Annotated in this window: 10 protein-coding genes; 5 read left to right on the top strand and 5 right to left on the bottom strand. The window is 58.7% G+C overall.

Features of this window, described 5'->3' with window-relative positions; all coding sequences use genetic code 11:
- Window positions 1-32: 32 nt before the first annotated feature.
- Both NUH87_RS22995 and NUH87_RS22990 read right to left on the bottom strand, forming a co-directional pair.
- A complete protein-coding gene (locus tag NUH87_RS22995) occupies window positions 33-1,358 on the bottom strand; it encodes an APC family permease (protein ID WP_040070560.1) in 1,326 nt (441 codons plus the stop codon).
- Window positions 1,359-1,552: 194 nt separating this feature from the next.
- Window positions 1,553-2,368: a carbon-nitrogen hydrolase family protein gene (locus NUH87_RS22990; protein ID WP_338522811.1), complete on the bottom strand. Its 816-nt coding sequence runs from the start codon at window positions 2,366-2,368 to the stop codon at window positions 1,553-1,555.
- A gap of 152 nt (window positions 2,369-2,520) precedes the next feature.
- Here NUH87_RS22990 and NUH87_RS22985 point away from each other — a divergent pair, with 152 nt between their 5' ends.
- The 3 genes from NUH87_RS22985 (at window position 2,521) to NUH87_RS22975 (ending at window position 7,648) form a co-directional block, all read left to right on the top strand.
- A complete protein-coding gene (locus NUH87_RS22985; RefSeq protein ID WP_338522810.1) occupies window positions 2,521-3,321 on the top strand; it encodes a helix-turn-helix transcriptional regulator in 801 nt (266 codons plus the stop codon).
- A gap of 320 nt (window positions 3,322-3,641) precedes the next feature.
- Complete coding sequence (locus NUH87_RS22980; protein WP_338522809.1) at window positions 3,642-5,948, top strand: glycoside hydrolase family 3 N-terminal domain-containing protein; 2,307 nt, start codon at window positions 3,642-3,644, stop codon at window positions 5,946-5,948.
- Window positions 5,949-6,037: 89 nt separating this feature from the next.
- On the top strand, window positions 6,038-7,648 hold the full coding sequence (locus NUH87_RS22975; RefSeq protein WP_338522808.1) for an FMN-binding glutamate synthase family protein: 1,611 nt from the start codon (window positions 6,038-6,040) through the stop codon (window positions 7,646-7,648).
- 120 nt (window positions 7,649-7,768) lie between these two features.
- Here NUH87_RS22975 and NUH87_RS22970 read toward each other — a convergent pair whose 3' ends face one another.
- From NUH87_RS22970 to NUH87_RS22960, 3 genes are read right to left on the bottom strand one after another with little or no spacing between them, the layout of a single operon-like run.
- The gene (locus NUH87_RS22970; protein WP_338522807.1) at window positions 7,769-9,277 is read right to left on the bottom strand and encodes a glucosyltransferase domain-containing protein; all 1,509 of its coding nucleotides are present in this window, start codon (window positions 9,275-9,277) and stop codon (window positions 7,769-7,771) included.
- A gap of 17 nt (window positions 9,278-9,294) precedes the next feature.
- Window positions 9,295-10,257 (bottom strand): glycosyltransferase family 2 protein, encoded by a 963-nt coding sequence (locus NUH87_RS22965; protein WP_338522806.1) that lies wholly within the window; start codon window positions 10,255-10,257, stop codon window positions 9,295-9,297.
- Window positions 10,254-10,634 carry a GtrA family protein gene (locus tag NUH87_RS22960; protein WP_338522805.1) on the bottom strand — a complete coding sequence of 127 codons (381 nt, stop codon included), beginning with the start codon at window positions 10,632-10,634 and terminating at the stop codon, window positions 10,254-10,256. The genes NUH87_RS22965 and NUH87_RS22960 overlap by 4 nt, the downstream gene beginning before the upstream one ends.
- A gap of 306 nt (window positions 10,635-10,940) precedes the next feature.
- Here NUH87_RS22960 and NUH87_RS22955 point away from each other — a divergent pair, with 306 nt between their 5' ends.
- Window positions 10,941-12,557: a glycosyltransferase family 39 protein gene (locus NUH87_RS22955; protein WP_338522804.1), complete on the top strand. Its 1,617-nt coding sequence runs from the start codon at window positions 10,941-10,943 to the stop codon at window positions 12,555-12,557.
- A gap of 118 nt (window positions 12,558-12,675) precedes the next feature.
- Complete coding sequence (locus tag NUH87_RS22950; RefSeq protein ID WP_338526909.1) at window positions 12,676-13,800, top strand: OpgC domain-containing protein; 1,125 nt, start codon at window positions 12,676-12,678, stop codon at window positions 13,798-13,800.
- The last annotated feature ends 11 nt before the right edge of the window (window positions 13,801-13,811 follow it).

Below are 13,811 nucleotides of genomic sequence, written 5' to 3'. Positions count from 1 at the left end.
AAAGGAGCCGGCTTGCCGGCTCCTGCATCACCTCAGGCCGCTTCCTGGAAATCCATCTCCGGCGGCTGCTTGCGGAAACCGCCCGTCAGGAACCCCAGGTACACCAGACCGACCGCCAGCCAGCTCAAGCCCAGGTAGATCGCCAGGTGATCGAGGCTGATCATCAGCCACAGATCCGCCACCAGGCCGATCAGCGGGCACACCAGGAACAGCAGCAACTCACGCGGCCCACGCTTCTCGCCGGCGATCCAGTAATGGAAGATCACCGACAGGTTCACCAGGCTGAACGCCAGGAACGCACCGAAGTTGATGAACGAGGTGGAAGTGGTCACGTCCAGCTTCAATGCCAGCAAGGCCACCACCGCACAGAGCAGGATGCTGTTGATCGGCGTGCCGAAACGCTCGTGCAGGGTGCCGAAGAACGACTTGGGCAGCACCCCGTCGCGGCCCATGGCATAGAGCAGGCGCGAACCACTGGCCTGGGCCGACAGGCCCGAGGCGAACTGACCGACGATCAGGCCGATCAGGAAGATCGTCACAAACAGGTCGCCGCCAATATTGCGGGCGATTTCATAAGCGGCCGAATCGACGTTATCGAACACGAACGCCGGATGGGCCAGCTGCACGAAATACGACACCGCGACGAAGATCAGACCGCCGATCAGGGTGATCAGCATGATCGCCCGCGGAATGGTCCGGCGCGGATCGCGGGTTTCCTCGGTCAGGGTGCTCACCGCGTCGAAGCCCAGGAACGAATAGCAGGCAATGGCCGCGCCGCTCATGATCATGGGCATCTGCATGTCGCCGCTGACAAAGGGCGCCAAGGTCCACAACGGCTTGCTGGCATCACCGCCGATGTAATGGATCGCCAGGGCGACGAAGGCCACCAGCACCAGGAACTGCACCAGCATCAACAAGGCGTTGATGCCATTGGCCAGGCGCAGGCCGACGATATTGATCACACTGGTAATACCGATAAAGGCCAGTACCCAGACCGATTGCGGCACCGCGGGGAACGCCGAGTTGAGGTACGCCGCGCCGATCAGCCAGATCGCCATGGGCAGGAACAGGTAATCGAGCAAGACCGCCCAGCCGGCGATAAAGCCCAGCTTGGGGCTGATGGCCTTGCGCACATAACTGTAGGCCGAGCCGGCCACCGGAAAGGCGGCGGCCATGCGCCCGTAGCTCATGGCGGTGAAGAACATCGCCACCAGGGCGGCGAGATAGGCGGCCGGGACCATGCCGGCCGTGGATTGGGCCAGAATGCCGAACGTACCGAGGACAATGATCGGCGTCATGTAGGCGATGCCGAACAGCACCACCGACCCCAGCGAAAGGGTGCGTTGCAAATGAGCCATGAGGCGACTACTCCGAATGTTATTGGATTTATGGCAGAGCCGAGTTCGGCAAGGTTGGAGCGGTACTACGAAATTCTTGTTTTGAAAAAACATGCCCCCCAGAAACCCATGGGGGTGAGCAACATTGTGGGAGCGGTGCTTGCCCGCGAAGCTTCTAGCGCCCTTGAGGGCCCTTTCGCGGGCAAGCTCCGCTCCTACGGAATCAGCAATTCCCGCACCCCGTTGGCGTGCCGAATCACCTCGCCCGGCAAGCGCAGGCGCTGGTCGTCCAGATAGCGGTAGTCGCGTCGCGCCGCCGCCAGTTGGCCCAGGTCCAGTTGCACAGCGAACTGCCCTTCCTCACGCCCGGCCTCGAACAGCAAGGTGCCGAACGGATCCACCAGCGCACTGCCACCGGCGAACAGCAAGCCGCCATCGCCCTCCCCCACCCGGTTGACCATCAGCGCGAACGCCTGGTTTTCCTGGGCACGGGCCATGATCGCGGTGCGGTGGGTCGGCCCGTAGGGGTCCATGTTGCCGTTGGTGACGATCAACAACTCGGCGCCCAACTGCGCCAGGGCCCGGGCGGTTTCCGGAAACTCGATGTCGTAGCAGATCAGCAGGCCGACCCGGATACCGTTCCACTCGGCAGTGACGTAACGGTCACCGGCGCTGAACACGCCGCGATCCGAAGCCCACAGGTGGGTCTTGCGATAGCGCAGGGCGATGCCTTCGGGGGTGATCAGCAGCGTGGTGTTGTAGAACTGCCCGTCATCGTTCTCGGCGACGCCGATGACGACGGCCAGGTTGCGCTCCCGAGCCGCCCGCTGCACGGCCTGGACGGTCGGACCGTCCAGCGGCTCGGCCACCGCGGCCACGGTCTCGGCGGACGGAAAGCCCATCAGGTGGGTTTCCGGGAACACGATCAATTGCGTATCGGCCGCGCAGGCAGCGATCGCCGCCAGCGCCCGCCCGAGGTTGTAGGCAGTATCGTTATCCCGGCCTGCAAGCTGGGCAAATTCGACCTTCATGGGTTTTTCCTTGTTTTCGATAGCCGGCCAGGCTCAATGACGGCGCCGAGCTGGCAGAATGAGCGCCCGGCCATTGTGTGTGGGCTCAGTATGCGCACCGGGGGAGGGCCGTGGGAATTACGCGGCCGGGGTAACCTGATAGGGGTAGACCAATGACACTCATCCTGAACGACATCGCCTGGCACCGTGCGGTGGGGCAAATGATCGAGGCCCTCGACCGGCCGAATTTCTGGACGCAGCTGGTGCGCCTGCTCAACCAGTACGTGACCTTCGACAGCTGGGTGGTGCTGCTGTTCAGCAACGGCCAGCACCCCGAAGTGTTCGCCGAATGCCCGGGCGAGGACGGCGGCCCCGACCCGTTGTTCCAGGATTACCTGCGCGGCCTGTACCTGCTCGACCCCTTCTACATCGCCAGCCGCGAACAGCAGCGCACCGGCCTGTACCGCCTGACGGAAGTCGCGCCGGAGCATTTCGAACTGACCGAGTACTACCAGCGCTACTTTCGCCTGAACGTGGTGGCCGATGAAATCCAGTTCAACTGCCAGCTCGACGGCGACCGCACCCTGTGCCTGTCGCTGGGTTCCACCATTCCCTTCAGCGGCGAACAAATCGCCCTGCTCTCGTTGATCCAGCCCTGGGTGCTGGCGCTGCTGCGCCAACGCCTGCCCCATGAGGCGCAAGAAAGCGTGACCCAACCTGCCACGGCGGGACAAGGCGACTGGCGCACGCAGCTGGAAGCCTCGGTGCAACAGCTCAAGGGCGCGCAGTTGACCGCCCGCGAACTGGATGTCGGACGCCTGATGCTCAGCGGTTGTTCGAGCAAGGAAATCGCCCGCAAGCTGGAGATTTCCATCGAGACCGTGAAGGTCCACAAGAAGCACATGTACAGCAAGTTGGGGATCAAATCCCAATCCGAGCTGTTCTCGATTTTCCTCCAGGCGCAGAAGGCCTGAGCCATCCTGCGCTGGCTTGATAACCGTTTGTCAGAAATGACCACGACCTGTCATTTCTGACAGTAGACGCCCGCCTTCCCCTGATCGAACAATCCCGTCACGAGCTGATGGAGTTGCCGTACGCCGACTGCCCGCCTGTACGCAAGGAAAACACGCCAGGACCGATCCGCACGGGAACGGTCCCCGCCAGGGACAGGTAGCCAGTGAATTCGAGCGTTAACGCTTGCGTTTTCACTGACTGCTTGTGGCGGGTCACCATGTTTACACCTCGCACACTTCCCAGATCTGCAACGCCCGAGAGCATGGCAAGGCTTGTACCCATGGGCGTCTTACGTCGCATCCTGGCCGCGCACTTTATAATCATCTTGCTCGCGACTGTCGCCATGGAGCCCTGTGTGAACGTGCATGCCGACTCACTCACCGACAAAGAACAACAGATTGAGCAATTGCTTGCCCGGATGACCCTCGAAGAAAAGGCCGGGCAACTTACACAACTGGTTGTGCAAAAGTCCCCCACCGGAACGGTGGTGGCAAACGGTGGAGAGGACGTCATACGCCATTCGGGGGTTGGCTCCCTTCTCGGAGCCTCTGGCGTGCAGGACACGCGCCGCTTGCAAAAAATCGCCGTGGAAGAATCTCGCCTGCATATCCCCCTGTTGTTCACAGAGGATGTCCTCCACGGTTTTCGTACGATTTTTCCCGTGCCGCTGGCCGAAGCGGCGGCCTGGGACCCGGACCTGACACAACGCACCACCCGAGCCGCCGCCGTCGAAGCCTGCGCCAGCGGCATACACTTGACCTATGCGCCGATGATCGATATTGCCCGCGATCCACGCTGGGGACGCGTGGTGGAGGGGTCCGGCGAAGACCCCTTCCTGGGTTCCGCGCTCGCCGTGGCACGCGTACGCGGCTTTCATGGCAAGGGCGCACCTGAGGTTTCCACACTGCTGAGCACCGCCAAGCACTTCGTCGGCTACGGTGCCCCTGAAGGGGGGCGAGACTACAACACCAGCGATCTCTCGGAACGTACACTGCTCGAAACCTACCTCCCGCCGTTTCGTGCCGCCGTGCAAGCCGGAGTGGATGCCGTCATGCCCGCCTACAACGAGCTGGACGGTATCCCCATGCACGCCAATGGCCCATTGCTCAGGGAGAAGTTGCGGGAACAATGGGGCTTTCGCGGCCTCATCGTCAGCGACTTCAACAGCGTGCGGGAACTGATGCTGCACGGTGTCGCCGCCACGCCGACGGAAGCGGTCAAAGTTGCCTTTGGCGCCACGGTGGATATTGATATGGTCAGTGGTCTCTACGCGCAAGAGTTGCCGGCGCTGGTACGCAATGGCCAACTTGCACAGAGTACGCTGGACTCCGCCGTACGCCGCGTACTGGAGGCCAAGCAACGACTTGGGCTATTCGACGACCCCTATCGCTACAGCGATGCGGCCCGTGAAAAGGCCAATCTACTGACCCCACAGTCACGCGCCCTGGCCAGGGAGGCGGCGCAGAAATCCATGGTGCTGTTGAAGAACGAGAAGGCCTTGCTGCCCTTGCACAAGGACCTGCCAAAACTCCTGGTGGTGGGCGCACTCGCCGACGACCAACGCTCGACCTTGGGCTCCTGGCCTGGCGACGGGCGCGCCAAGGAATCGATCAGCGTTCTGCAGGGCATCAAAGGCGCGGTTTCGTCCGCCACGCAGGTGGTCTACATCCCGGGAGCCTCACCCGATGACCTCGACCTCTCGGAAATCGACAAGGCACACCAGGCGGCCCTTGATGCCGATGTGGTCATTGCCGTGCTCGGCGAGCGCGCGAACATGAGCGGAGAAGCGCGCAGTCGCTCCTCCCTGGGTTTGCCCGGGGCTCAGGATGCCCTGCTGAGCCGACTGCTCGAAACCGGCAAGCCCCTGGTGGTCATTCTCATGAACGGACGCCCGCTGGCCATTCCGCAGCTGGCCGAACAGGTCCCGGCGATTCTCGAATCCTGGTTCCTCGGCTCCGAAATGGGCAATGCCGTGGCCGATATCCTGTTCGGGGACGTCAACCCCAGCGGCAAGCTGCCTGTTACCTTTCCACGTGCGGTAGGACAGGTTCCCATCTACTACAGCCAGAAGCATACCGGACGACAATCGAACAAAGACGCAGCCTATATCGACCAGTCCGTGACACCGCTTTATCCGTTCGGCCATGGGCTGAGCTACACCACGTTCACCTATGACCCGCCCACACTCAGTACCACGCAAATCACCGCCACCGAGACGCTGACGGTGCAAGTCACGGTTCACAACAGCGGTCAGCGAGAGGGCGAGGAGATCGTGCAATTGTATTTACACGACAATGTCGCCAGCGTGACACGCCCGGTGCGAGCGCTGCGTGGCTTTAGCCGCGTCAGGTTGAAGCCCGGAGAGGCCCGCACGCTGAGCTTTGTGCTTGACCAGGATGACTTCGCTCTCCTCGACCGTTACTTTTTGCGGCGGGTGGAACCCGGCACCTTCACCGTTTTTGTCGGGGGCAGTTCGGCCACCGACAATCAGGCAAGTTTCGAGATCACCAACACCGCGCGGGTCAAAGGGCTCGGCTCGGCCATCCCGCGCATGCTGCGCGCCCTCGCGAACAAAACCGACGAGTGACACGGATTTGGATGACAGACTTTGTGTCACCTTCCTGACAAGCGCAGAATGCCTGACCGACCTGATGAGTCCGAACCAAAGGAAACCGTATGAGCCTGTCCCTTCTCAGCCGCTACGCCTTCTTTGCCGGTTGTGTGATCTTCACCCTCGCCAGCCTGCCGTTCCTGGCGCATGACTGGCTCTGGCCGTTCACCCTGCTGACTGGCCTGCTAAGCCTGCTGGGCGTGTTCGACCTGCTGCAAAATCGCCACGCGGTGCGCCGCAACTACCCGATCCTGGGCAATATCCGCTACCTGGTGGAAGGCATTCGCCCGGAGATCCGCCAGTACCTGCTGGAATCCGACAGCGATGCCCTGCCCTTTTCCCGTGCCCAACGCTCGCTGGTGTATTCCAGGGCCAAGAACGAAAGCGCCGACAAGCCCTTCGGCACCTTGATCGATGTGTACCAGGGCGGTTTCGAGTTCATCGGCCACTCCATGCGCCCGGCACCGTTGAGCGACCCGAGCAGTTTTCGCGTCACCGTCGGCGGCCCGCAGTGCAAGCAGCCGTACTCGGCCTCGGTGTTCAATATTTCGGCGATGAGCTTCGGCTCCCTGAGCGCCAATGCCATCCGCGCCCTGAATCAGGGGGCCAAGCTGGGCAACTTCGCCCACGACACCGGCGAAGGCAGCATCAGCCCCTACCACCGCGAGAACGGCGGCGACCTGACCTGGGAACTGGGCAGCGGCTATTTCGGCTGCCGCACCGCGGACGGCCGCTTCGACCCGGAACGCTTCGCCGCCCAGGCGCAGAGTCCGCAGGTGCGGATGATCGAAATCAAGATGAGCCAGGGCGCCAAGCCCGGCCATGGTGGCATCCTGCCCAAGCACAAGGTGACCCGCGAGATCGCCGAGACCCGCGGCATCCAGATGGGCGAGGACTGCGTATCGCCGTCGCGGCACACCGCGTTTTCCACCCCGGTTGAAATGATGCACTTCATCGCCCTACTGCGTGAGCTGTCCGGCGGCAAGCCGGTGGGCTTCAAGTTCTGCCTGGGCCACCCCTGGGAGTTCATGGGCATTGCCAAGGCCATGCTGGAAACCGGCATCCTCCCGGACTTCATCGTGGTCGACGGCAAGGAAGGCGGCACCGGCGCGGCGCCGGTGGAGTTCACCGACCATATCGGCGTGCCGATGCGCGACGGCCTGCTGTTCGTGCACAACACCCTGGTGGGCTTGAACCTGCGGGACAAGATCAAGCTCGGTGCCAGCGGCAAGATCGTCAGCGCCTTCGACATCGCCAGCGTGCTGGCCATCGGCGCCGACTGGGCCAACTCGGCACGGGGCTTCATGTTCGCCATCGGCTGCATCCAGTCGCAGAGCTGCCACACCAACAAGTGCCCGACCGGCGTCGCCACCCAGGATACCTTGCGCCAACGCGCCCTGGTGGTGCCGGACAAGGCCGAGCGGGTGTTCAACTTCCATCGCAATACCCTGAAGGCATTGGCCGAAATGCTCGCGGCGGCGGGGCTCGATCATCCGTCGCAACTGGAGGCCAAGCACCTGGTACGTCGGATGTCGGCGACCGAGATCAAGTTGTTCTCGCAGTTGCATGTATTCCTGAAACCGGGTGAGTTGCTGACCGGCGAGGTCAATGGCGAGTTCTATTCGCGCATGTGGCAGATGGCGCGGGCGGATAGTTTCGAGGCGAATGCGGCGTGAATCAGCAGGGCTTTGCAGGCCAGCCCCGCAAAGCCTAAAGACCAGGTGTCCCGATTTTCACCTGAAAATACCCATCCCCATCACACTGACTCTCTCTGTGCTGACGGCACAGAGAGATACTTATTGTATGCCGGCTCTTTCACCCGGCTGATTAAGCTGTTTCATCCTGATAAAACCTTCTTCCCCCATCAAATAGATATCATAATATTTATTATTAACCAGCGGCACGCCGAGCTTATCAACTTTATCCTGGGTAAAGTACGAATCATCGGCCCACTGGACATTATCTATACCCACACTTACAAGCGCATCCGGATAGACGACAAACCCCAGCGACATGATGTCATGAACACCCGGCATGACCGTCCGGGTGCCTTGATTGGCCGGCACCCAATCATAAACACGATCCCCCTGCAGATAAAATCTCTTGACCTGCCTCAACTCCACACGACTGGAAATATCGTAACTCAAGTTAAAGGAAACCGTCTTTTCCATCTCCTGTTTCACGATCAGCGCCCGCCCATACGCATAGGAAAAGGACAACATGTACAGCAGCGGCACAGCCAGTAAAATTCCAGCTTGCGGATGACATTTCGTCAACGCAGAAAAGCTTAGATAAAACAAAAAAACCAGGAGCACCGAAGCCCCGACCAAGGTGCGCGCTCCAAGATTGAAGTAGGCGAACAAGAGCATGATCCCGTGAACTGACAAACACAGCACACCCAATAACATGCCATACAACAAAAATCTTATCAGTTTCTCCAACACTCGAATATTGGATCTGAGCATTTTAACAATGACATAGCCATACCCTGCCACTGCCAGCCCTAATAGACACAGAAGCAGCCAGTCACCTCCACCACTGAAGATTCGGGGGACCGCCTTGAAAAACAACATGACTCTTGAAGCGATTTCAGAGACTGTGGACGCATCAAACCTGATCAGCTGATTACGGTTATCACCCGTCAATTGGTAGGCAGTAACATAATAAATACCGACCCCCACCCCTAACTGAAGCAACTTATTACTTGCTCTCATGAAGATGCTCTCAAGCGGCTCTCCCCTCTCCAGCAACCTGAACACCTCGATACAACACAAGCCCACAAAGACATTGATCGCAGGCTGATAAAAAGCCAGGAGCACAGCGACCCATAAGGCCGGCACCAGCCAGCTTTTCCAGCCCCTGGGTCCTTGGTAGGTAACAGCAAGGATGCTCGCAACGATACTGAATATCATCGCCGGCCCATCATACTGATAGGATAAATTTTGCAGAAAAAATGGACAATACAACAAAGGCAAAACAATCAGGCAATGGCTATACGTCAAGTCAGGGAAATAATATCTGGCCAGACGAGCCAAGGCCAATGCCATTCCGGTGATCGCCAACAGCAGCGCCAATGGAAACATATTAGGGGCGGCATGACTGAACGATAACACGTTGTAAAGAACATCCGCCAGGACTCGCCCCTCAGCAGCCAGACTCGCCCTGGCAAAGGTAGCCCGCAAACTGTCATCAATATAGGGATAGTCTGAGAGCATAAAGGGCAGCACATATAAAAAACTGGCTACAAGGTAAAAAACCGTCACCTCACCCTGCGACAGGTGCCTCTTCATAAAATCAACTTTCATGATAGGCCACTCACCCCTTACTCCACTTTTGACTGCCGAGAACCCCAAGCACTCCGTTTCCCCGAGACCACTTCTTTGACGATATACCTGGGCCGATGTTTAGCCTCCATGTAAATTCGCCCAATATACTCACCCAGGACACCGATACCAATGAGCTGCACACCGCCCAGGAACAAAATAGCAACCATCAATGACGGATATCCGGGCACGGCGTTTCCAAACAGGACCTTATCCACTGCCATATACGCCGCATACAACAGCGCAAACAATGAAACCCCACTTCCAACATAGCTCCACAGACGCAACGGAATCGTACTGAAAGACGTCACACCGTCCAATGCCAGATTCCACAACTTCCATCCATTGAACTTACTGCTTCCGGCCGAACGAACGGCACGATCATACTCAATGATTCGCGTATTGAATCCGGCCCACGACAGCACGCCCTTCATGAACAGCTGATACTCGGGCAACATTTTCACAACATCGACCACTTTTCTATCCATCAAGCGAAAGTCACCGACATTCTCTTCTATATGAGGGTAGGCGATGCTATTCAGTACGTGATAGAAAATGGCGGCAAAGTGTCGCTTCAGATAACTGTCCGTTGAACGATTTCGGCGCTTGGCCAGGACCACATCCGCGCCATTCTCCCATTCGGCAATCAGCCTTGGAATGACCTCGATCGGGTCCTGCAAATCAACATCAATGGGGATGACAGCATCGCCACTGGCAAACTCAAGACCCGCAAACAAAGCAGGCTCTTTGCCAAAATTTCGCGAAAAGCTGACCAATACGACATCGTCGTCGATCAGCGCCAACGCACGAGCGACCCCTTCCGTGCCATCGGAACTACCATCATTGATAAAAACAATCTCGACCTGATAATGGCAGAGTCCAGGTTCCTGCCTGACCGACTGGTAAAAAATTTCAATGGTCTGTTCTTCATTGAATACGGGAACAATCAAGGAAATCTTCAAGGCCGGCGCTCCCGAAAGACCACCTGCTTCGAATAGAAAAAGCCTGCGACCAGGCTGATCGTCGAAAAGACCAGCAGCGTGATCAGCCCCGGCAGCATCAGGCTGTCCGCACTCCAACCGATCAGCAGGCTCAAGAATCCCATGAAGAGGATGAACAGCAGGTAACGTCGGAGCGAAGCTTGTGCCCGAAAGGTATAACGGGCATTGGCATAGAACGAAAAGGTAGCAGCCAGGGCAAACGCGCCCAGGTTGCTGAGCGCTTGGCTGATACTCAGCAGACTGTGAAAGATCAGAAAGGCTGTCCAATGAATCAGGGTATTGAGCACCCCGATCGAAAGATAATTGGAGAACCCTTTGAACGACAGATCCCAGCGCATGAAAGTGGATTCCCGATTTCCATCACGCTCATCCGATCCTGGACGAGCGGGCATCGCCATACGCCACTGACTTCGAGCGTCACTCAACGATTACGTTAGAACCTGCCTGTGGGCCTGTCTACTGTCGGAAATCACAGGTACAGACTAGTTCCCACTCAAGGCTATCGCTCCGCCCCAGACACCCTGCCGGCTCCCAGGCACGCCATGCCTGTCACTTCTCACAGTAGACAGACCTGTCCAAGCACCCTAGTGTCAGACTCATGCACCCCAGGTATTGACTCGCCCTCAGATCACCGCCAGGAAAGCATGGACACCAGAAAACTTTATGACGGGGCACTTTCCCCCCTGCGCGACCTACCTGAAAGATCACTCTGGGTGCTGGTCTTGTCGCTGGCCGTTTATGTTCGGTTTTATGCCATTCAAAGCCCCTATTTCTGGACCGATGAAGCTTTTTCGGCCCTGATGAGCCTCCAATCCCCTGAACGGATATGGTTTCACGCAGGACACGACGTCCATCCACCGCTCTATTTCCTGCTGCTGCATGCCTGGATCGCCGTTTGTGGGGATGGGGTATTTTCGCTGAGGGCAATGAGTGCCCTGGCCGGGGTGCTGACCACGCTGCTGGGCATGTGGTTGATGCGTTTGCTTGATACACCGCGAACGGCCGTATTGACCGGGCTGCTGCTCGCCTTGTTTCCGATCGCTGTGCGTTACAGCCAGGAAGCCCGGATGTATACGCTGGAAAGCGTCTGGCTGCTGGGAGCGACCATCGCCCTGGTCTACTGGGTGAAAAGTGCCCGTGATCGCTACCTGGTGGCCTACGTGCTGCTCATGACGGCAGCGCTCTATACCCATTACTTCGCGATCTTCTGCGCGCTCTCTCACTGGGCATACCTGTCCATTCTGGCCTGCCAACGCGACCATTCAGCGCGTCATTTTTTCCGTTGGCCCTGGTGGCTGGCCAATATCAGTATTGCTCTCTTGTATCTGCCATGGCTGATCAGCCTGATTGACGAACTGTTTTTCAATTTTGCCGCGTTCAAAAGCGGCGGCGATATCTTGTGGGTGCCGGAACCGACGGTTTATACATTGCCCTCTTCCATTTGGCGGTTTTTCTCAATCAGGGACCGGCGTGATTTCTTCACCCTGGGTTATCTGCTTTTCCCCCTGTTCATCACTGCCCTGGCAATAGCGGGAGCCTTCCAGCTGAGGCATCGTTTCAAATTCGGTGTTTTGCTTTTACTCCACACATTCCTGCCGATACTGGTTGTTTTTCTGATCTCATTTTTGTTTCCGGTCTTCATCGAGCGTTACGTGGCTTTTGCGGCCCTGGGCTTGCCGATGTTACTGGCGGTGGTCATCAGCAGACTGATGGGACGGACTCCCCTTCTTGCCTTGAGCGCAATCCTGCTGATCGTCAGTGTTCAACTGATGGGGCTGCATACCCTTTATGCTCAACAGGACGACCTGGATGACCCACGCAACGAGCAGGCCAACCCCATTAACGACATCGTCGCCTATATAGACGAGCGCTTTCTTGATGGCGACAGCATCATCGTTCACGGCGGATACCCCTACTTGAGCGTTGTCTATTACAACCACGCGGGCACGACGCCTTTGCTTTATGACCCACCCTGGAACGGGAGTGACAACCGACCTAATGGCTACGGGGCTTCCACACTCATTTACGCGGACCGGGAGAAGTTGTTTTTCGAGGACTTAAAGCATTTGCCTCCGGGTATAAAAAAGCGCGTGTGGTGGGTGACATCGATTCACTGGAAGGATGATCGGCACCTGTTCCCCCCTACCTGGCAGTGCCAGTTTGCACAGCGCGCAGGCAGTATGGAACTCAGGCTCTATGTCATCCGCGCCCCGGAAAACGGTTATCGGAGGATCCGCGCAGAAAATTGTGACATTCAGTAATACCCCAATTTTGCAATTCCCCCCGATTCCCGCCAACCTGCACGCCGCCGCTGTGCGTCGTGCAATTTCTTACAGACACAACACGCCTATTCAACATTCGCTCAAGAGTTTTTCCGTGATATCCAACGGCCGCGACCCTCGCATCGACTTTTTCCGCGGGTTGGCGCTGATCTTCATTTTCTGGGATCACGTGCCGCAGAACCCTCTCGCCCATCTCACCGTACGTAATGTCGGCTTCAGCGACGCGGCGGAGATCTTCGTCTTTCTCGCCGGCTTCGCCGCGCTACTGGCCTACGGCAAGATCGCCCTCCGCGACGGCTATCTGGTGGCCTGCGTGCGTATCCTGCGCCGGGCCTGGGTGCTCTATGTGGTGCATATCTTCCTGCTCGCACTGCTGATGGGCATCGTGTTCTTCGCCAACAGCCAGGTGGAAACCCGTGACCTGGTGCAGGAAATGGGCTTGCAGTATTTCCTCACCCATCCGCAGCAGGCGCTGGTGGATGAACTGCTGCTGCGCTTCAAGCCCAACCTGATGGATCCGCTGCCACTGTATATCCTGCTACTGCTCGGCTTGCCGCTGATACTGCCGATGCTGCTGCACAAGGCCGAATACGTCGTGGGGCTGTCGGTGCTGCTGTACCTGCTGGCGCCCTGGTTCCAGTGGAACCTGGCCGCCCAGGAGGGCGGCGTGTGGTTCTTCAACCCCATGGCCTGGCAATTGCTGTTCGTGCTCGGCGGCGCGGCAGCTATCCATGGACAGCGGGAAAGCCGCCCGGAAACCCGGGCACTGTCGCGACAGCCGCTGTTCGTGACCTGCGTGGTCTACCTGTTGCTCTGCGCCGGGATCGCCCTGTCATGGAAATGGCCCGAGTTGCATGACGCCTTCATGCCCAAACTGCTGGGCGAATGGCTCTACCCGATCAGCAAGACCAACCTGTCGCCGGCGCGCCTGCTGCATTTCCTGGCCATGGCCTATGTGGTGGCGAAGCTGTTGCCCAACGGTGTCTGGCTGGATCACTGGCTGGCCCGACAGAGTCGCCGGATGGGCCGCTACTCGCTGGAAGTGTTCTGCTTCGGCGTGCTGCTGGCGCCGTTGGCGGACATGCTCAATGCCCAGGCCGGGGACACTTGGCCGGTGCAGGTATTCAGTGCACTGCTGGGAGTGGCGTTGATGACCGCGCTGGCGGGCTGGCTGGACCTCAACAAACGGCTGGGCCGGCCCGCGCAGGTGGTCTCCGCCTGAACCTGGACGAA

Source organism: Pseudomonas batumici, assembly GCF_036585405.1.
GTDB classification, from domain to species: Bacteria; Pseudomonadota; Gammaproteobacteria; order Pseudomonadales; family Pseudomonadaceae; genus Aquipseudomonas; species Aquipseudomonas batumici.
This window is presented reverse-complemented; position numbering and strand designations above follow the sequence as displayed.